At 60.3% G+C, this 20649-nt stretch carries 14 protein-coding genes; 4 read left to right on the top strand and 10 right to left on the bottom strand.

All coding sequences use genetic code 11. From position 1 onward, the window contains the following. Positions 1–839: 839 nt before the first annotated feature. Both AAFG13_RS00485 and AAFG13_RS00480 read left to right on the top strand, forming a co-directional pair. Positions 840–1277, top strand: coding sequence for a hypothetical protein (locus AAFG13_RS00485; RefSeq protein WP_092125497.1), 438 nt, complete (start codon positions 840–842; stop codon positions 1275–1277). Positions 1278–1717: 440 nt separating this feature from the next. Then, positions 1718–2878 (top strand): GNAT family N-acetyltransferase, encoded by a 1161-nt coding sequence (locus AAFG13_RS00480; protein WP_342710797.1) that lies wholly within the window; start codon positions 1718–1720, stop codon positions 2876–2878. A 215-nt stretch (positions 2879–3093) separates the two neighbouring features. Here AAFG13_RS00480 and asnB (AAFG13_RS00475) read toward each other — a convergent pair whose 3' ends face one another. From asnB (AAFG13_RS00475) to AAFG13_RS00460, 4 genes are all read right to left on the bottom strand, one after another. After that, positions 3094–4761: an asparagine synthase B gene (gene asnB / locus AAFG13_RS00475; protein ID WP_212315330.1), complete on the bottom strand. Its 1668-nt coding sequence runs from the start codon at positions 4759–4761 to the stop codon at positions 3094–3096. Between the two features lie 554 nt (positions 4762–5315). After that, the gene (locus tag AAFG13_RS00470) at positions 5316–6740 is read right to left on the bottom strand and encodes an HlyD family type I secretion periplasmic adaptor subunit (protein WP_342710796.1); all 1425 of its coding nucleotides are present in this window, start codon (positions 6738–6740) and stop codon (positions 5316–5318) included. Beyond that, entirely contained in the window at positions 6727–9471 is a 2745-nt protein-coding gene (locus tag AAFG13_RS00465) for a type I secretion system permease/ATPase (protein WP_342710795.1), read from the bottom strand. The genes AAFG13_RS00470 and AAFG13_RS00465 overlap by 14 nt, the downstream gene beginning before the upstream one ends. 498 nt (positions 9472–9969) lie before the next feature. Then, positions 9970–11787 (bottom strand): heparin lyase I family protein, encoded by a 1818-nt coding sequence (locus AAFG13_RS00460; RefSeq protein ID WP_342710794.1) that lies wholly within the window; start codon positions 11785–11787, stop codon positions 9970–9972. 244 nt (positions 11788–12031) lie between these two features. On the opposite strand from AAFG13_RS00460, the gene AAFG13_RS00455 reads away from it, so the two are divergent. Continuing rightward, positions 12032–12169 (top strand): hypothetical protein, encoded by a 138-nt coding sequence (locus tag AAFG13_RS00455; RefSeq protein ID WP_342710793.1) that lies wholly within the window; start codon positions 12032–12034, stop codon positions 12167–12169. A 474-nt stretch (positions 12170–12643) separates the two neighbouring features. Beyond that, a complete protein-coding gene (gene asnB, locus AAFG13_RS00450) occupies positions 12644–14599 on the top strand; it encodes an asparagine synthase (glutamine-hydrolyzing) (protein ID WP_342710792.1) in 1956 nt (651 codons plus the stop codon). A gap of 164 nt (positions 14600–14763) precedes the next feature. On the opposite strand, the gene AAFG13_RS00445 is transcribed toward asnB (AAFG13_RS00450), so the two are convergent. The 6 genes from AAFG13_RS00445 to AAFG13_RS00420 all read right to left on the bottom strand — a co-directional run bounded on the left by AAFG13_RS00445 (position 14764) and on the right by AAFG13_RS00420 (position 20638). Then, entirely contained in the window at positions 14764–15915 is a 1152-nt protein-coding gene (locus AAFG13_RS00445; RefSeq protein ID WP_342710791.1) for a glycosyltransferase, read from the bottom strand. Between the two features lie 62 nt (positions 15916–15977). Beyond that, complete coding sequence (locus AAFG13_RS00440) at positions 15978–16994, bottom strand: polysaccharide deacetylase family protein (RefSeq protein WP_312011305.1); 1017 nt, start codon at positions 16992–16994, stop codon at positions 15978–15980. A gap of 88 nt (positions 16995–17082) precedes the next feature. Beyond that, complete coding sequence (locus AAFG13_RS00435; protein WP_342710790.1) at positions 17083–18063, bottom strand: glycosyltransferase; 981 nt, start codon at positions 18061–18063, stop codon at positions 17083–17085. A gap of 2 nt (positions 18064–18065) precedes the next feature. Further along, complete coding sequence (locus AAFG13_RS00430; protein ID WP_342710789.1) at positions 18066–18803, bottom strand: acyltransferase; 738 nt, start codon at positions 18801–18803, stop codon at positions 18066–18068. Positions 18804–18829: 26 nt separating this feature from the next. Further along, a complete protein-coding gene (locus AAFG13_RS00425; protein WP_342710788.1) occupies positions 18830–19993 on the bottom strand; it encodes a DegT/DnrJ/EryC1/StrS family aminotransferase in 1164 nt (387 codons plus the stop codon). Positions 19994–20035: 42 nt separating this feature from the next. Further along, positions 20036–20638 carry a sugar transferase gene (locus tag AAFG13_RS00420; RefSeq protein ID WP_312011299.1) on the bottom strand — a complete coding sequence of 201 codons (603 nt, stop codon included), beginning with the start codon at positions 20636–20638 and terminating at the stop codon, positions 20036–20038. Positions 20639–20649 lie beyond the last annotated feature (11 nt).

Below are 20649 nucleotides of genomic sequence, written 5' to 3'. Positions count from 1 at the left end.
GCCCCTTTGCCCGCGATGGAGAGAATTCGACGCCCATAGCGTGCACATGCCGCGATGGGCGGCTACGCCGCTGCTCCGCCGAAAAGAAACAGCCCCGATCTGGGCGATAGACCGGGGCCGTTACCGGGGTGCAAGGCTTAGGGCCTGAACTCACCCCGTCGGAGTTACACGGGGTATTGTTGTTCCAATGATGGTGCGCCAATGGCCTAATCCGCTCGTGCGAGTGACCTAACTTGGACAGCACCGAGCGGGGCGCTGTCCGTATTTCAGCCATCGTGCTGGAGTGGTTGAAAGCTGCATTTGCGCGGGAATGTAAGGTCGCCTCACTTGGCGGCCTCTTCATTGTCGCGGCCAGGCGACGACTGGATCCTCGCGGGCGTCGCCAGGGTCAAAATGCGCCCACGGTGGACCAAGCAGCGACGTCCGTGGCGCGGGGAGCCCTAGTTCAGGGGGGCTGGGGCTATGGGGCTTCGGAGGTTGTAGCGGTCAACCTCGACCAATGACTTTACGTCTCTCCCTTGAATTTCGTCACCAGGATTTCGCAATTTTTGCAGCGCGCTAATACCTTTGCCCCAAGAGGCTACGTCCTGTTGAACCTCTTAGTTAGGACTAGTTCAGAATGGCAATTTGCCGCAGGCATTTGCCGATTTACCGTGTCCTCAGTCGTGCGGATTGGCGGACACCCACACCCCGGCCAAACTTATCGTGCGATAAGGGATCGCCGCTCCAGCCTAGGGAGCGACGGTCCCGCCCAATTACGGAGCGATCAGCTCACTCGAAAACAGGTTGAATTCGGAATAGCAACGCTCACTATCGCGAAAGCAAAATTGAGGCCCGCGTTGACCAATCGAGACGGCACGCTTGACCGACAAACCATCACGGGTTTTCGCGGGATTGAGACTTCCGATGACGGACTGGCATTTAGAGTCGACGTTGACGCCGATCATGGCTCGGCAATTTGGACGATTCCCTACAAGCATGCGATCTGGTTGGCCCAGGCGATACTAGAGGTCTCGCCCGTCGCAGTCGGCAGGCAAACTGCTGGCGGCTCTGTGGAAGGAACCAATCTCGTCGGCGAGCGTCTCAACGTAGAGAGAGTTCGCGTGCTTGTGAAGGTCCGTTCCGATCATGCTGCGATCTCCGCTCAGGGCGCCTGGTCATCCGACAAAACACCGGGCACCACAATTCTGATGGTCGACAAGTCGATCGCCGCGGATTTGGTCGAGCAGCTCGGAGCGTTCCTGGCATCGGTCCAGGCTCTATCCCGACCATCGTAGTCGTTCTATCTCACAATTGCGGAAATAGCGCGATCGAAGCGCGATAGCCGCCCGAGCGTATCGTGCCGGCCGCGCCGCCGCTGGCAGCACGTAACGGGCAGACATGGCAGGTCACGGTGAGAGGGCGCAGTCAAAGTCGGAGCGCCGGCGCCAGCCGAAAGCTGGCCGGTCACAGCCTCCCTCGGCACAGTCGCGCCGAAGGCACAAGTCGCAGGAGTGGGTAACCAGAAAGGGTCCGCACATAGGTCGAATTCCAGATATAGTACCGCCATCCGCCCGGCCGAGGCGACGGTCACAGACGCCCAATGGCGTGGCCGCCAGAAGGATTCGTGTGTGAGCAGGCCCGCCCGATCATGGGATTATGCGCGATCATTGCAGCACGATCCTTGTTCTCTCATCAAAGCGCGCTTGCGGTCCTCTGGCGTTGAACAAGAATGAGCATGCCTGATGCCGTCACCGATGTCAGCCTGGAGGCTCTGGAGAGCATTGCCTGGCTTGAAACCGCGTGGAAGGAGCTCGAAGCTCGGGCCACTCACTCGTTCTTCTTGTCCTGGCTCTGGATCGGCACCTGGCTACGGCATATTCCGGATGGCACGCAACCGCATGTCCTCGTAGCTCGGTCGTCAGGCAAGATCGTCGGATTGGCGATCATCTGCCGGCGGAGAGCCTGGAGACTTGGGCCGCATGCGCGGGCACGCTGGCTGCTCAATGAATCCGGAGATACCCGCTTCGACCGGCTGTTCATCGAGTGCAATAGTATCCTTGCAGAACAACCGGACACCATTATTCCGGCAGGTCTCGACGCTTTGACGTCCCGCTTGCGCCGCGCGGATCAGCTGGTGCTCTCCGGAATTGATGCGGACCTCGAGTTGGCCGCTTGCCGCGCCGCGGGCAAGGCTGGGCTCGTTAGCGAGGTGAAGCAGGCCGATACGGCCTTATGGGTTGATTTCGCCAAGGCCCGTGAGCAAAAGAAGGATTACCGCGCCACACTGGGCCGCAGTACGCGCCAGGCCGTGAGCCGTGCCATGAGGTTGTACGCCGAACGAGGCCCCCTTGAATTCCGGATCATGGAAACGACGGCGGAGGCCCTGGCTGCGTTCGATTTGCTGAGCGACTTTCATCGGTCGCGATGGGGGCGCAAAGGGGCTTTCGCCAATCCGGGCTTCCGTCCGTTCCACGAGGAGTTGATCGCGCGCGGGATTCCCACAGGAGCGGTCCGCATCTCACGGACGCTGGTTGGCGACCAGACGATCGGGGTCGTGTACAATTTCGTGCATGACGGCCGTGTCCTGAACTACCAAAGCGGCTTTCTTTACGAGAGCGATGGCCGCATTAAGCCCGGGCTCGTGAGCCACGTGCTGGCTATTGAGGACAGCATCTCACGCGGGGAAAGCGGCTACGACTTCCTGGCTGGTGGGGCTGGACACAAGGCCCATCTTGCAAACAGCGAGTATGCGATGAAGTGGATCGCAATTGGCAGAGACGGTCCAGAACGCCACATCGAGGCCAAGCTCCGCGATGCCAAACGAACGCTGCGAACGATCGCTATGAACCTTCCAAAAAAGAAGCTGCGGCTCTTCGGGGCAGCAAACGCAAATTGAGATATTGGCCGCGGCGCCTTCCGAACTGCCAGGCACATGGGAAGATCGCGGTCTGCTCCCGGTCCAGGCGTCCAGATCCAGCCATAGAGGCTCGTGCAGGCGCACTGGCCGCCGAGTTCGGACCGACGCTGTCGTGGAGGCCGCGATCCCCTCAGCCTGGTCCGCAGCAGCCTGATGGCCCGGGCGGCGCCTTCGCGGCCGCAGTTGCCGACTGCTCACATGTTATCAATGGCCTCGATGTGTACGCCCTTCACTGCCCTTCCGGATGGATCATCCATACTCGCAAATTGCTGGGACCAGAGAAACGCGGTCGGCGTCGAACACGCGATCGAGGGACCGACGGGGACAGTTAGGCAGGCCGTCGGATTCTTGAAAATGCTGTCAAAGATGGTTCTATAGAAGTAGCCTTCTTTCGAGGTCGGCGTTTGCTTCGGAAAGCGCTTACCCGCCTCTGCGAACATCTGATCCGAGACTTTACCCTCGGCATGATTCCGCAAGCACTCAATCCAGCTGTACCCCACTCCGTCCGAAAACTGCTCCTTCTGACGCCACAAGATCTCCTGCGGCAACAGGTCGGTAAAAGCTTCCCGCAATATGCCCTTTTCGATCTTCGCGCCGGGGCACATTTTTTCGGCCGGGTTTATCGACATCGCGTAATCCAGGAATTCCTTGTCCAGGAAGGGCACACGGGCTTCCACCCCCCAGGCAGCGGTTGCCTTGTTCGCGCGACAGCAATCGTACCTGCTCAACGCAAAGAGCTTTCGAACAGTCTCCTCGTGGAATTCTTCTGCCGATGGGGCCATGTGGAAGTAGAGATAGCCGCCAAATACCTCGTCAGCGCCTTCTCCAGACAGCACCATCTTGATGCCCATTGCCTTGATCTTGCGCGCCATGAGATACATCGGCGTGCCAGCACGAATGGTGGTGACATCGAAGGTTTCCAGATGCCGGATGACATCGGGCAACGCGTCCAATCCGTCCTGCACCGTGAAAACAACTTCATGATGGACCGTGCCGATGTGAGCCGCCACCTTTCGCGCATACTTCATGTCGGGTGAATTTTCCAAACCCACGGAGAACGAGTGTAGCCTTGGCCACCAGGCCTCTTCGGTCTCTCCAGACTCGATCCGCTTGAAGCGGTGTCGTGCTGCGAGCGCTGCGATGAGCGAGGAATCGAGCCCACCAGAAATAAGTACCCCGTAAGGCACATCGCACATCATTTGCTGTTTGACTGCGGTCTCGAGTGAAGTCCGGAGCTCGTGCAGCGACACCTTCTTGGTTGGAAATGCATGCGCCCACTCAGGATCATACCATCTGACGAATTCGCGGGCCTTGCCGTTATAGTAATGTCCCGGCGGAAACTCCTGGATCGTCTCGCACACCGGATCAAGCGCTTTCATTTCGCTGGCGACATAAGTTACGCCGTCGCCGCTCCATCCAATATAAAGCGGCACTATACCGATGTGGTCCCGGGCGACGAAGAAATCACCGGTACGTTCGTCGAAGAGGGCAAACGCAAAAATGCCACTCAGCATCTTGCACAGAGCTGGTCCGTACTCGTCGTAGAGATACAGGATAATCTCGCAGTCTGATTTCGTTTTCCAGGCGTGCGGCCGCTTCAGTGCGTCGCGCAGAGCGACATGATTGTAGATCTCTCCGTTCACAGCCAGCGCCCGCCCCGCGGTGAGGTCGAGAAGCGGCTGGGCGCCGTGCTCTACGTCGACAATGGAAAGGCGTTCGTGCGCGAGCATCGCGCGTTCGCTGGAATAAATGCCACTCCAGTCCGGGCCACGGTGCCTAACCGTCTTTGCCATCTCCAGTGCCCGGCTGCGCGCCGATTCAAACGACTCTGTAAATTCGAATATGCCAACGAAGCCGCACAAGGTGATTAACCCTTCCGCATGCTGGCCGATCTATCCCGCGACGATCAGCGCCTGCATTGAACTGAAATGCCCAACAGTGGCATTGAATTCGCTAGCTGAACAGCGCACCATCCGAAGTAACCAGAATGCGTTGAGAGGCTGCCTGGAAGTAAGCGCCGAGTTGCGCCCTCAGAGCGGCAGTGTGATCGGTATACGGCGGACGATGCCGACGGACGTCCCGGTGGAGCGCGGTGGCCCCGGCGTGGCGCAGAGATGGTCGGCGGCGGATACCTCACGCCGCGTCCATGTGTCAGGGGTGTCCGAACAGATCCAGTGATCTCCGGGATGGTGGATGAGGCCCCGCCTCGATTGCCCGCAGACGAGAATGCCTGGTCGCTGGACCGCTCAACGACGACCGCAAAGCTGTTGCCTCAGGGCCTTGCCACATCTGGGCGGCGATGTGCCGACCCGGATCGCATCACTGGCGATCCGGGCCTTTCCAACATCCGCATTGGGCCTGCGTGGCGCCCGGCTTAGTCCGGCGGCACAAGGCCTCGCCCAAGCAAGACGGCTGCTTACCGTTCCCGCAACGCTTCCTGCTTGTACCTCGCCAGCGGCGAGAGCAGGTAGCTGATGATCCTGCGCGTACCGGTCTTGATCTCGACCGTCACCGCCATGCCCGGGCCGAGCTTGACGAGCTTGTCCTCCACCTGCATGTGCGTCCGGTCGAGCGACACGCGCGCGGCATATTCCAGCTCCTGACCTTTCGGCTCGCTGCTGCTCATCGTGGCGCCCGATGCGCGGTCATTCGACCCCTGCGTTCTGTCGCGCGTGATGGCATCCGTCGACACGCTGAGCACGTCGCCGTGAAGCAGTCCGTAGCGCGTGAAGCTGAAGGTATCGATCTTGATCTCCGCCTCCTGCCCCGGATGGACGAATCCGATATCGCGGTTGGAGAGCATGGCCTCGATCTCGAGCTGGCTTTCGCTGGGGACCACCACCGCGAGCGCCTGAGCCGGGGTCACAACGCCGCCCACCGTATGAACGGCAAGCTGCTGCACGACCCCATCGACTGGCGCGGTCAGACGCTGGAGCTTCGTGCGCCGGTCCGCCTTGATCACCTCCTGCGCCGCACTGGCGGCCTTCTGCTCGGCCTTCGCAAGTGAGTCATAGGTCGCGCGACGATACTCCGCGGCAGCCTTTTCCTTGGTTTCCTTCAGTAGCGCGATCGCCGCATCGGCTTCGCGCAGCCGGCTCTTCTGCAGCACAAGATCCTGCTGCATGGCGACCAGCTCCTGATACTCGGTTAGATAGACGACCTTGGAAGCCAGTGCCTTTTCGACGAGGCCCTTGCGGATATCGACCCTCTCCTGCAGCACGGGAATGGTAGCTTCCAGCTTGGCAACACTCGCCGATGTGGTCTCCCGCTCCGCCTCCTTCTGCCCCTGCTGCCGCTCGATTTCGGAAAGCTTGGCATTTTGCTCGGCGCGCTCGCTGATCAGGAACTGGCGATGCATCTCGATCTCGGCGGCGCTTGCGTTCTGCGGAGCACGGAAAGCGGCGAGCGGATCGGCTGTAAGTGCCGCCCGCAATCGCGCTGCGTCGAGTTCGGCCGCAAGCAGATCGCTCTTCTGGCGCTCCTGGTCGGCCTCTGTCATCGTCGGGTCGAGCTCGATCAGAACGTCGCCGGCCTTGACGCTCTGGCCGTCGCGGACCTTGATCGCGCGGACCACACCCGTCTCGAACGGCTGGATCAGCTTGGTGCGGCCGCCGGGCACGATCTTGCCGGTCGCCGTGGCGACGATATCAACGCTGCCGAGCGTCGCCCACAGCAGCGCAATGCAGAACATCGCGATGATGCTCGCTCCGATCGCACGCCCGATCGGTGACGGCGGCGACTCGGCGATTTCGAGCGCCGCCGGCAGAAATGCCAGCTCGTGCTCCCGGCGCCGAAGTTCGCGTCTCGGAAACGGGACGATGTTGCGACTAGCGGATGTCATGGATACCGGCCTGCAGGTAATGAAGATTGGCGTAACGGCCGTTGGTCTGGATCAGCTCATCATGGCTGCCGTCCTCGACGATGCGGCCATGCTCGAGCGTGATGATCCGGTCGGCATTACGTACAGTCGACAGCCGGTGAGCGATAACGATCACGGTCCGGCCGGCGGAAATCCGCCTCATGTTCTGCTGGATCGCGCGCTCACTTTCGTAGTCCAGCGCGCTGGTCGCCTCGTCGAAAATCAGGATGCGCGGGTCGGTGATCAGCGCGCGCGCGATTGCGATACGCTGGCGTTGTCCCCCAGACAGGCTGCTGCCGCGCTCGCCCACGATGGTGTCGTAACCCTCGGGCAGTTCCAGGATGAAGTCGTGCGCGCCGGCCAGCATTGCTGCTTCGATGACACGTTCCATCGACATGGTCGGATCGGTCAGTGCAATGTTGTCCCGGATCGTGCAGTTGAACAGCACGTTTTCCTGCAACACGACGCCGATCTGGCGCCGTAGCCAGCTCAGGTCGACCATTGCGAGGTCGACGCCATCGACCAGCACGCGTCCGCTCTCCGGAACATAGAGACGCTGGATCAGCTTGGTGACGGTGCTCTTGCCCGACCCCGACGAGCCGACGATGCCGATGACCTGGCCCGGCTCGATGCTGAACGACACGTCGTGCAGCACCTCAGGGCCGTCGATGCGATAGCGGAAAGTCGCGTGCTCGAACCTCACCTGGCCGCGGATCGGCGGCAAAGCCGCGCGGGACGGAGTGAAGCTCGGCTCCGGAATGGTGTTGAGGATGTCGCCGAGACGATCGATCGACAGACGGGCCTGGTGGAAGTCCTGCCAGACCTGTGCAAGCCGCAGCACCGGCGTGCTGACGCGCGCGGCCAGCATGTTGAACGCAACGAGTTCGCCGACGGTCAGCTCCCCACCAATGACCAGCCGCGCGCCGAAGTAAAGGGTCGCGGCGATGACCAGCTTGTTGATCATCTGAACTGCCTGGCTCGCCGTGTTGTTCAGGCTGAGCACGCGGAAGCTTGCGGCGACATAGCCGGCGAGCTGCTCTTCCCAGCGGCGTTGCATCTGTGGCTCGACCGCCATGGCCTTCAAGGTCTCGACGCCGGTGACGCTCTCGACCAGGAAGGCCTGATTCTCGGAGCCGCGATTGAACTTCTCATCGAGGCGTGCGCGGAACAGCGGCGCCGCTCCCGCCGATATGCCGATGTAGAATGGGAAGGACGCGAGCACGATCCAGGTCAACGTCGTCGAGTAGTAGAACATCACCACAAGGAAGATGACCGTGAAAAGAAGGTCGATGACCAGCGTGAGCGCCGAACTCGTCAGGAACTGGCGGATATTCTCCAGCTCCCGGACGCGTGCCACCGAATCCCCGACGCGGCGCGTCTGGAAATAGGCGATCGGCAGCGCCATCAGATGGCGAAACAGCCTGGCACCGAGCTCGACATCGATACGGTTTGTCGTATGCGCGAACAGATAGACGCGCAGTGTCTCGAGAATGGCCTCGAACACAGTCAGCACGACAAGGCCGATGACCAGAACATCGAGCGTGCTCATGCTTCGATGCACCAGCACCTTGTCAATGACCACCTGGAAGAACAACGGTGAGACAACGGCGAAGATCTGAAGGAAGAACGACGCCGCCAGCACCTCGCTGAGCAGGCGGCGATACTTCTGCATGGCGCCGACGAACCAGCCGATATCGAAGCGTCGCGCGAGATCGGTCAGTCTGGCGCGCCGGGCCATCAGAATGAGGCCACCATCCCAGATGGCCTCGAGCTGGGCCTGGGAAAGGGTTTCAGGGCGCGGAGACAACGGGCGCTGAACGAGAAGCTTGCCGTCGATCAGCTTGCCGAGAATCAGGAAGCTGCCGTCGCGCAGCAGTGCAATTCCCGGCAGCGGCGTGACTGCAAGCCTGTCCCAACTGGTCCGCTGCACCCTTGCCTTGAGTCCGAACTCCTTGGCGCAGCGCAAGATTTCAGTAACGCCGAGGCGCGCCGCGCCAACCCGGTGGTGGATTTGGGCGGGGTCGGCAGCAATTCCGTGGCAACGCAGCAAGATCGCGAGCGCAATGAGCCCGGATTCGTCGACGTCGTCGGGATCGGCGCTCGCAGCCGGGGATCCGGTATCCGCGGTCTCGTTCGCAACATCGCCGGAAGCGGCAAAGCGCGCCCGCATGCCGGACGCCTTCGTCAACAAGGTATCGCGGGCCTTTGCCAAGCCGTCGCGGACATGCGTCAGCAGGCCACCGGTGTGGCGGATCAGGCCGGCACCGAGACCAACTGCTCGAGCCCCGATGTCGGTAATCGCATGACGTGCGCCGTGTGTGAGGCTCTGTGAGCCGGGCGAGATCAAGCCGCCATCCCAGATCGCCTCAAATTCCGCACGCGTCATCCGCCGCGGATGCGACGAGGTGGGGTGCAGCACAAGCGCTACCTGGTCCTCGATTTTTCCCAGAAGCAAGAATCCGCCGTCATGCAGCGAAGCGATGCCAGGCAGCTGGATGCCCGCCAGCCGCGGCCAATCCATTGTTGTCGCACGGACTTTGACCCCGAATTCGCGCGCGCAACGAAGCATTCCGCGGATGCCTATCCCATCGTCTCCGCAACGATCGCGGAGCTGATCGGGTTCGGTGTTCACGCCATGAAGGCGCAGGAACAGAGCCAGCGCTCGAAACCCTAGATCTGGAGTTGCGTGGGCATTTCCGTTCTGGATCGCCATTTCGTTACTCTACCCTTCGCGGCTACCGCCTGCGTTTGTGGTCCTTTGCATGCACATGGAATTCCAATGACGCCTATCCGAGGATACGCGACATACGCGTGCTTGCAGCCAAAACGGCGCAAGCAATCATCAGAGCGTTAGGGCCTCGAACCGCGAGGAGATTTCAGCGCGACGGGATATTGAAATTGCCCCCCCGACTGGCTGAGCAGGTTGGTTAACGAGCAAAAATGGCGAAAAAACTTTCGAATTGTGGATTTATACACATGCAAGTTGTGCCCGGAAACTGACCTAAACTCAGGCGTTTTACGCTCACAACGAACTATCGAATCAGAATTCTTACGGCGATTGTCCGTCAATCGGCGGCAGCCGGCAACCCTCCGTTGCGGATTGGCTTTTCAACCTCCCCGTCGCGGCTGCTGGCCGACCACTTTGCCGCGTGACGTCCCAAAAATTGACGGTGCCGCACCCGGGCGCAAGGTGCCCGGGTGCGGCAGGTCGTCAGTGGTGCGGCTTCGTCAGGAACGAGTTCTGCATCCAGGCGGTGCCATTCGAAATGGCTGCCGCGATCTGCCCCCCGTCGACCCGACCAGAGCCACCCGCCAGATACTGGTTCAGCAGCGCGAAGCTATGGCTCGCATGGGACCCCTTGGCCGTATCGTAATTCGCCAAGGAGGTGGTCTGCGGCACGGTAGCTGCCAGCGTGCTGCTGCCCGACCCAAGGTGATGGTGCAGCCCATGGCCCTGGTTTGCCGTGCTCCCTGAGGTTGCGGACGGCCGAGGATCCGTGACGGTGATGGTCTGTGGCGTCGCCGACGTCACAGCGCCGGTCACCGGGTCGGTGGCGCTCGCGGTCAGGGTAAGAGTCGCGACCGGATGAGCATTGCCCCGGTAGTACGATGTCAGCGTCAATCCGCTGGCGACCTGCGCAGAGCTCAGAGTGATGTCGCCTCCCCTGAACGTCGTGCCATCGCCGGTCGTGATCGTCTCATACTTCGGCAGCCCCTTGATGTTCAGGCTGATTTTATCGTTGGGATCGGTCGTGGACAGCGTTGTCCCCAGATCGACGTGACCGCCTCTGCCGGCGACCCATAGCGAGCTGTCCGCGACGGAGAGCACCGGCGTAGTCACCGTCGGCGTCGACGGAGTTGTCGGCGTGGTTGGTGTCGTCGGTGTGGTTGGCTGCGTCGGCATGATGGGCGTGTTCGAGATCTGAAGACCGGAGAATGTCTTCACCGCACCCGAGAGATTGGCGGCAAGCCCCCCGGAATCCTTGATGCTCGCGCCGTTCGCGAGATTGACGCCGGTGATGGCGAGCGCCGAGGTGTTCGTATCAGTCGACGCGACCTTCGTCTGGAAGGTGAGCGTATTTGTCCCGGAGCCGCCAACATAGGTGGCGCTGGCACCATCATTGAGCGACAGCGTCGGCGTACCTGTGACGGTCACGGTTTCGCTCAAGGTGAGGGTCAACGTGACGACATCGCCGACATGCTCGGTCCCGGTCCCCGGCGAAGCGGACGCCTGCGTCACTGTCGGCGCGACGTTCGGGGTGGTGGGCGTGGTCGGTGTGGTCGGCTGTGTCGGTGTCGTCGGCTGCGTCGACGTCGCCGCCGCCCCCGTCAACAGCGTCATATTTCGGTAATCGACCGCGACAGTCTCGGGCGCCGACGACCGATAGATTCCGTATTCCCAATTGGTGGCCTGCCCATAACCCAAGGGGCCGCTGTAGTTCACAACCTGTGTCCCGTTGATCGAGACCTTCAAATAGCCGCCACCGGTGTTCGAAACGTCGGCCTGTATTTGAATGTTGTTGTACACGCCCGTCTGGATCGGATTGGGATCGGTCCAGAGCGTGAGCATCTGCACGTTGCCAGCCCCGTTGCTCGGGTCCTGACCCGGCTGGACATATCTGGCGACAATCTGCAGATGATTGCCGACAAGCTGGATCGCGAACGGCGGCGAGGTGCCCACGCCGCTCGACCAGTCATCATTGTGCATCTGGCCGACGATGAACCAGCCATCTGCCGTATTCGTAAATGACCCGTTGGCGCCATTTGCCTCCACCATGAACTGATAGTTCAAGGCGATGGGAGTGCCGCCGGGAATGTTGTTAACGCCTGAAACCTCCGAGCGATCGACAGATGAGCTATCGTACCAGGCATAATCACCCTGCTTGACTTCGAAGCGCAGAGTTTGTGGGTCAGGATTGGTCAGGCTGTAGCTCGTGCTCGCATCCTGCACTCCGTAGCTGTCGCCACCGATCGAAAACCTCGTCATCGGTGCGGAAGAAAACGATGTAATTGTCCCGGTCGTATCCAATTCAGGCCTCCATGGGTCAAGAGATGCTTCTCTTTGACGCGTACAAGGGAATTTACGGCCGCGCATCGCGAAGGCGCGCGACATACCACGCGCTCGCAACGCCTTGCGCCACGAGCGGATTTCAATGCATCACAGGATCAACTGCGCGCACATTCCAATGCAGTGCGAATCGCCCATCCCCAACTGCTGAGTCGGTGGTTAATTAGGGAGTATGGCAAAAAAAGTTATTTAGGATGGCGATAGTTTGAAACGTCCAACCGGCCGGCGCCTGCGATATGTGTTTGCCGTTGCAGCTAAATTCAGCGTGATCCTCACAGCAGGAGCAAAAAAGTTCTCCACTGATATTGCCAATGAGGCGCTCGCCATCGTGAGCGATCCCTGATCCCGACGAATGCAGCCCTTCCTGCACATGGCCGCAGGTGACCAAGCTTGCCGATGCAAAGTGTCAGCGTGCTGCGCAGCTTGGGAATTCTCTTCGGATGAGTAAGCTGTCAATTCCGAAGCTGGTGAAGGCCGAGACACAGGTCGCTCACATCAAGCAATTGACGACCAGGATTGGTGACCAGATCCGAATGGTCGGGCGCTCCAGCAGCCCGCCGCAGTCGACCGCCTCTCGCATCGGCAACGCTCCGCATCGTCACAGGAAGACAGCCATAAAAGGAATGGCCAAGTAGTCCGGGCACGCATGCCGCCTTGGCCGCTGACGGGCCCGAGTGCTGAATTTCAGCAGCTTGACTCCCCATGCTGGCTGAACGCCGCACGTCGCGTGATGCGCGCGCCACCTCGCGAGCAAGTCGAGAGGACATGATGACGCAATCTCCAAGGATTAACCCGCTTGCCCCATTGAGGGACATCCGTGGCCACAGCATTGTCCGGAAACAAGAAGCTGGCAGGGGCCATGTGCGGGATTTTGGGCTGGGCACTTCGGGGAAAGCACCGGCAAGATTACGAGACCCTTGTCCGCCTCACCAACCTCATGAAGCACAGGGGCCCCGACGGCGCTGGCTACTGGCAAGGCGACACTGCCGGCGGGCACCATCAGGTCAGCTTGGGGCATAGGCGTCTCTCGATCATCGATCTCGAGGGCGGAGCCCAGCCGATGTGGAGCGCTGATGGCGCGATCGGGCTCGTATTCAACGGAGAGATCTATAACTACGTTGAGTTGCGCGAGGAACTCGTCTCACTGGGACATGCTTTTCGCACGTCCTCCGATACGGAAGTGCTGATCGAAGCCTACCGGGCTTGGGGACTGGACTCGATCAAGCGGTTCCGTGGCATGTTCGCGTTCGGACTATGGGATGCGAGGACCCAACAGCTTGTTCTCGCGCGCGACCCGTTCGGCAAGAAGCCGCTCTTCATCGCCGAGAACTCAGGCCTTTTGTTCGCGTCGGAAATCGAGCCCCTGCTCAAGTTCCCGGGCATGGATACCCGGATCGACCCGCATGCCATCGAGCATTATCTGCTCAATCGGTATGTCCCCGGCCCCAGGACGTTCTTTCAAGCCGTACGCAAGCTTCCCCCGGGCTGCCACCTGGTGTGGCGCGAAGGACGCACAAACATCACCCGGTATTTCGTACCACCGCTGGCATCGGCAGAGCCTGACATCACGGACTTCGGCGAGGCAGTCCGGATGTTCAAGGCGACATTCGATGATGCCGTACGAATTCGCATGCGGAGTGACGTTGCGTTTGGAGCCTACTTGTCTGGCGGCATCGATTCGTCCGCGGTTGTGGCCGCCATGGTCCGCCATAGCTCTGAGCGCGTGCGCACGTTCTCGGTTGGCTTTCGTGAAGCCGGCTACTCCGAGCTCGATCACGCCCGCACCATAGCTCGTCAATTCGACACCAATCACGAGGAGATCGTGCTGGAGCCGCACGACTTCCTGAAAAGCTGGCCGACCGCTGTGCTGCGTCGTGGCGCCCCAGCGGCCGAACCGGCCGATATTCCGGTTATGATGCTGTCGCATATGGCGGCGAGCAAGGTGAAAATGGTCCTTACCGGAGAAGGAGCAGACGAACTTCTGGGCGGCTATCCCAAGCATCGAGCCGAGTTGTGGATCGAGCTCTACCAACGGCTGGTTCCGCAGGCCATTCACGACCGCATCATATCGCCCGCAATGCGTGCACTCCCGTACGATATGCGTCGCGCCAAGGTCCTGTCTAATGCAGCGGGCGAGCGGGATTGGCCGAGCCGGATGCAACTCTGGTTTGGCGGAGTATCCCTTAACGAACGGGATCGCATTATCGGACGCCCCCTGCCCGTAACGCCGCCGGATTCCCATCCTTTCTCGATGGCCGTCGGGTCGAATGTCCGGCGCACGCTGTTCTTCGATCAGACGTCGTGGCTACCCGACAACCTCCTTGAACGTGCGGACCGAATGATGATGGCAGGTTCAATTGAGGGCAGGATGCCATTCATGGACACCAGTCTCGCCAAGCTTGTGGCGCGGTTTCCGGACAATTTCCTGGTCGGTCGGAGCGGCGGCAAGTCAGTATTGCGAGCAGCGATGCAGCACACTCTTCCACCGGGGACTCTGACGCGCAAGAAAATCGGATTCCGCGTGCCAATCGAGGAGTGGTTTCGCGGTCCCCATCGCGAATTTATCTCCGATTTGTTGGTTTGCGACGGTGCCCGTGTGGCATCATTCTGCGACAAGGATGTCTTGAGGCAGTTGGTCAACGAGCATCTCGCCCGCCGTCAAAACCACGAAAAGGTGCTTTGGTCTCTGGCCAACCTGGAGCTGTTCCTGCGAGCCTTCAAGCCGTCGAGTCTGGAAACTCTGGCGAGGCATTCCGTTCCGGAACCGATTTGAACGCCCAAGGCGACGACTGGGGCTCGGCCAGACGCGAGCGAACGACGTGGGCAGCATCACACGTTGCCCTGGAGGTGGCTCAACCGAAATGACTATCACTACTCATCCGGCAAAACTCCAATCGCACATCATGTTGCCAGGAATGAGATCGAACGACCAAACGATCAATCGACCATATCGCTCGTGGTCGCGCCTTGCCATGTCGCGCGCGATCCCTTGCGCGCCACTTTCCGATAAAGGCGGAGATATGCATCGCACATCGCATCCAGTGAGAATGCTGTTTCGACGCGCCGACGTCCTGCGGCACCAAAACGATCGGCGAGTTCAGCATTGTCGAGCAGCTTGAGCACGCGATCGGTCAAGGCGCCGGCGTCATGGCTCGGCACAAGAAATCCGGTCTGGCCCTCCAGAACCAATTCAGAAGTGCCGCCATCGTCTGTTGCCACAACTGGCTTACCCAATGCCATGCACTCGGTTATCGCGTTGGAAATACCCTCCCCATGCAAATGGCTATTGGTGGTGAGAACGCCGACAGTGAAGAGATTGGCGATGCTCTCTATGTCGTTCCGCCGCCCCAGAAGCTTTATGCGCGGCGAATGTTCAGTCGGGATGCTGTCGCGCACCTGCTCCAGCGTTCCACCGCTACCGATAGCCAAAAAAGTGACGTCGTCCCTTAGACGGCAGATGCCGCATGCCATCTCAACGAAGGTTTCATAGTCCTTTCTCGGCGTAAAGTTAGCGACCATCCCGACAATGTGGGGCGTCACAATCCCCAGATTGCTGCGAAGCTCGGTCTTATCCTTTAGGTTCGAGACCCTTTCAGGACTGAACCCGTTGTAGATGCAAAGACCCTTGCGCTCGGGAATACCGTAGGCAGCCAGGCCCGCATACGAGTTGGCAACGACAACGTCCGAAAACGGGATCGTCAGCTTGCCTCTCAGGTACCCCTCAGTCCGCAGCGTCATATGCGCCGGCGCATCCCGCACGAACCCATTTACGAAAGCCGTACCGCACACTTTCGCAACCGGCGCTGCATAGATGGAGCACATCGAGCCCCACGAGTGGATGATATCGATTTTCAGGTCCGTGACCAGTTCGTAGAGGCTCTTGAAAAGGCGCAAATCCTTTCTGCCTCTGCGAGAGAGCTGAATGATTTGCGCGTGTTCGCGGTCAATCTCGAGGCGAACCTCGTCCTTGTCCATAACAGCGACGAATGATCTTATGTCACTGTGAGCGGCAAGGCCTTTCAGCAACTCGACGATTTGTCGTTCCTTTCCTCCCGGGCCAAGACGTTCGATAACGTGCAATATGCGCATCTCAACGCCCTCCCGAGTGACCTGATTCAGGCCACCTCGCAGTGATTGGTTCGGCGTTACATTCAACGTTGGGACCCCAACAGCATGTGAGCTGCCGACTGAATGCCGCTGATGCGCGCCTCGAACCTGGCTGTCGTATCGAATGGCCCGCCGACGCCGATACGAGGAAGCGTAAAATGATCTGATCTGAGATCCGACAATTGCCCATGCCGGGTAGTCACCGCAGTTGAAAAGCCGATGTCCTTTGCAAGGCCCGCTTCCCTGGGGCCGCATGCTTTGGAGTCACCGTAAGGGTAAGCAAAGTGCTGAACCGGAAGCTGCAGCAACTGCTCCAGATAGCGGCGGTTATCTGCCATTTCGGCCCGTGCGGTCTCACTATCAAGGCACGATAAGACGGCATGCGAGTCGGTGTGCCCGCCGATTGACACGAGAGGATGCCGCGCCAGGTCTTGAAGCTCGCGCTCATCCAGAAAGTATGCCTCATTCAAGGCCGACAATGACAAACCTGCCTTGTTGAACGTTGGAGCAAGCGTTGCGATCCGGTGATAATCCTGATGGATCCACTCAGTGACCTCGTTCAAGCCCGCTATCTTTTCGCGCAGCCGCGGGCAATGAAATCGCCTGTCCATCGCGTCGATCGTTACCGTGTCGCCTGAGCGAAACATTTCACGCAAGCCCAGCCACCACGCCTGCAATGTCCGCTTGGGAGCGCCAGTGGGAACGTAGATCGTGAACGGAGCGTTGTATCGCTCGAGGATTGGAAGCGCGGTCGCGACGTTATCCCGGTAGCCGTCGTCAAAGGTAAGCACCGCATAGCGGCCGCCCGTCCCGGAATCCGACGCCAAACGCTCGAGAGATGTCGCCAGACTCACAATCTCCCAGCCTTCTTGCCTGAGCCAATTGAGCGAGTATTCAAAGAGGCCGACTGAAGTCCCGGTCATCAATTCCGAGCGTCCATCCTGCTGGATCTCATGGAACATCAGGATAGCCGCCCGGCCAGCAAGGATCTTGCGGACGGCCGGCATCAGGCCAGACCAACGGGCAATTTCGATTACGCTGTTCGTGAGGAGCTGCTTCACTCTAGCTCACCGTAAGAACCATGACCGCACGCCTCCGCCGGCCGAAGCGATGATCCCGGCGACGACGTTTTCTCCACGAAGCGCATTGCTATCGTCCGCTCCGTAGCAAACGCCTGCCTACCGTACTTGCCCTGAAGTTCGACAGGACGTCGGCATATACTCCGACGATTCGCTCCACGGTGAGCGCCTGGTCGTATCTCGCCACTGCCGCACGCCCCTGAAACTCGCCGTTCAGCGACCAATCAAAGGCCTCTCGAAGGCTGCGCGCAATCGTGCCGGCGTCCGGCGGACATATCCACGTCCCCGCGATGCCATTTAGCTGTTCACGGACGTCGCCGACATTGGTCGACACCACCGGAAGGTTGCACGCGAGAGCTTCCTTGATGGAGGTCGGTGACCCCTCATAATCCGAGCTGAGAAGCAGGGCGTTTGCCGCGCTGTAATACCAGGGCATATCCTCGTTCGGCACATTGGTGACCGTCATCAACTGCGCGTCGACGCCCTCCTGCACCAGTCGGTCGACTGACGTTCTCGCCAGATCATATCGCTTTTCAGGGCGTGTCGGATCAAACGGAAACAGAACGACGAATTTATCGTTGGGCCACTGCAGCCGTGCTCGCGCTTCGTTGCGGTCGTACGGCCTGAATACGTCGAGGTTGACCCCACAGGGAATCACGGTTCCGGGAATCCACTTCCGCATCTCCTCTGACACGACGATAACGGCATCGGCGAAATGCGAGACAAGCCGCGTCGACAGCCTTTCAAGGATATTCCCGAGTACATCGGTCCCGTGCAGCGTGATGACGAGCGGCGCCCGCAACCGAAACATGGCGGGATAGGCCGAATATCCGTAGTGCGCATGGACGATGTCGTATGTCGTCACGCCGGTCATTCGCATGACATCAAAGCTGCCCTTCAGATAGTTCAGCTTCGACTGGGACCCGACAATATTGATCACGTCGACCGTATGGCCGAACCGACGCAGCTGCTCTACCTGCTGGTACACGAAGGCTCCGGACCCTGGTCGCTCCGGGCTCGGATACATATTGGTGACACAGAGGATCCTCACGATTATTCCCTTGAGGCTTCGGCAGTGCCGCCGGCCCCGTTGAGCTTCCGTCGAATTTCCGCGGGGACGCCCGTCACGAGCGTGTTGTCAGGCACGTCCTTCGTCACCACCGCGCCGGCGCCGACGATAGCGCCAATACCGATTCTGACACCCGGCAGGAGGTTGGCTCCCACGCCGATCGCCGCGCCGCGCGCGATGGTGGGCCCGAGCATCGGCGAGCCATCGTAGCCGTTCCGGCCGATCGCGTTGTCGTTCGACGTGCCGACGCAGCCCGATATGAACACGTCGTCTTCGATCGTCATATTGCCGGCCAGCCAGGTATGATCCTGCACACGAACGCGATCGCCAACACGCGTATTGTAATTGACCGTAACGTAACGTCCGACAACCGTCTTCGAGCCGATCCGCGATTGTTCACGGATCGAGGCGCCATCACCGATCAAGGTCCCCGCGCCGAGCGAGACGTCGTAGAAAATGACCGCATGCGGTCCGATTGAACAATCGGCACCGATATCGATCCATGCCTCAAAATGCGGAGCCCGCGACAATGCGCCGGCCCCCTTGGGCACCTTCCCGATATAGGCTCCCGGGAATATCTCGACGTTGTCCCCTATTCTCGCGCCACTCTCGATCACGACATGCGGGTGAATGACCACCCTGTTGCCGATCGTGACACCTGACCGCACCACGGCGAACTCAGCGATCGTCACGTCCGCACCGATCGCCTCGGTCTCGACCACCGCCCGTGCGCTAATTCGGTTCATCGTCACGCCTTCCCGCCGTCGGCGTGCATCGCGACGGGCTTCCGCTGCGGTTCCTGGTGGCTTTCGCGCTCCGCAACACCACGCACAATCGCGGCGATGCCGCGCACCTGGTCGCGCGTGAGCTCCGGGAACATGGGTAGGGACAATGATCGAGCGGCCATCGCTTCGCTGCACGGCATATCGCCCTGCTTGTAGCCGAGATAGGCGAACGCAGGCTGGAGATGCAATGGCAACGGATAGTGGATTCCGCTCGCCACGCCGACCTCGTCGAGCCTCTTGCGCATTGCGTCCCGTTCGTCCGTGGTGATCACGTACAAATGGTAGACGTGCGTGGATCCCGTTCGGACGAACGGCGTCTTGATGCCCGAGTGTCTCAACTCCGCGGTGTACCACTCCGCGGCCCGCCGCCGATTGTCGTTCCACTCATCCAGGCGTCGGAGCTTGACCTGGAGAACTGCGGCCTGGAGAGCATCGAGCCGGCTGTTGAACCCGACCTCGGCGTGGTTGTAATGGGTGGTTCGACCGTGGTCGCGCAACCGTTCGATCCGCTCGGCGATCGCTGCACTGTTGGTGGTGACCGCTCCTCCATCGCCATATGCACCGAGGTTCTTCCCCGGATAAAACGAAAAGCAGGCTACATCGCCGAGCGCCCCGGTTCGGATCCCCTGATACTCCGCTCCATGCGCCTGGGCCGCGTCTTCAATCACGAAGAGGCCGCGCCGTCGTGCGATGTCCTTGATTGGGCCCATGTCAGCCGGCTGACCAAACAGATGGACCGCAACGATCGCCTTCGTGCGGCTTGTCAGCGCCCGCTCGATCATCCTCGGATCGATGGTGTGGGTATCGGGATCGATATCGACGAATACCGGCTGCGCTCCTGCCGCCACGATCGCCGCGGCCGTGGCGATGAAAGTATGGGCGGTTGTAATCACCTCGTCACCATGGCCAACACCCAACGCCCGCAGCGCCAGATGAATCGCGTCCGTGCCGCTCGCCACACCGCGCGCATAGGGCACCTGGCAATAAGCAGCAAAATCTCGTTCGAACGAAGCAACTGCCTCGCCGCCGATGAACTGCGTGGATTCGAGAACGCCTCGAATCGCCTCGGCCACCTCATCCTTTAGCGTCGCATATTGTGCCTTGAGATCTACGAACGGAATTTTCATTTTTCAAACCTCACCAGATTCCATATCCATTGCCCGAGAATCTCATCGAGCACCGTGGCCCCGCAGCACCGCGGGAACCGTTAGGGCAATCAGCTTCAGGTCGGTCCACAAGGTCCAGTTCATTGCATATTCGACGTCCATCTCGAGCATCGCGTCCGGGCCCAGGCGACCACGGCCGCGAACCTGACAAAGTCCGGTGATGCCGGGCTTCACGATGTGACGTTGATGATGCCAGTCGCGAAAGTACTCGAGTTCATAAGGTATCGCGGGCCGCGGACCGACGATGCTCATTTCGCCTCGCAATACGTTGAGGAGTTGCGGCAGCTCGTCGATACTGGTTCTCCGCAGCACCCGCCCCACGCGCGTCACGCGAGGATCATCTGTCAGCTTATATGGGGCATCAGGGTCGTTCGAGAGAACCTCCTTCGCCCAAACCCTGCGAATAGCGTCGCGATGGACGTTCTCGTCGGCCTTGTGACGAAGCGTCCGGAACTTGAAGCAATTGAATGGCTTCTCGTATCGTCCGACCCGGCGTTGGCAAAAGAACGCCGGCCCGGGACTGTCGAGGCGGATCGCGACCCACACCGCGACAAGGAACGGGGCCAGCAAGAGGATCGCGGAGACGCTCACAGCGATGTCAAGCACCCGCTTAACGG

The sequence above is a fragment of the Bradyrhizobium sp. B124 genome (genome assembly GCF_038967635.1).
Lineage (GTDB): Bacteria > Pseudomonadota > Alphaproteobacteria > Rhizobiales > Xanthobacteraceae > Bradyrhizobium.
This window is presented reverse-complemented; position numbering and strand designations above follow the sequence as displayed.

Excerpts from the sequence above, each read along its gene's own strand:
- AAFG13_RS00480 (WP_342710797.1), top strand. The coding sequence starts at position 1,718 with ATGCCTGATGCCGTCACCGATGTCAGCCTGGAGGCTCTGGAGAGCATT.
- AAFG13_RS00470 (WP_342710796.1), bottom strand. The coding sequence starts at position 6,740 with ATGACATCCGCTAGTCGCAACATCGTCCCGTTTCCGAGACGCGAACTT.
- AAFG13_RS00465 (WP_342710795.1), bottom strand. The coding sequence starts at position 9,471 with ATGGCGATCCAGAACGGAAATGCCCACGCAACTCCAGATCTAGGGTTT.
- AAFG13_RS00445 (WP_342710791.1), bottom strand. The coding sequence starts at position 15,915 with ATGCGCATATTGCACGTTATCGAACGTCTTGGCCCGGGAGGAAAGGAA.
- AAFG13_RS00425 (WP_342710788.1), bottom strand. The coding sequence starts at position 19,993 with ATGAAAATTCCGTTCGTAGATCTCAAGGCACAATATGCGACGCTAAAG.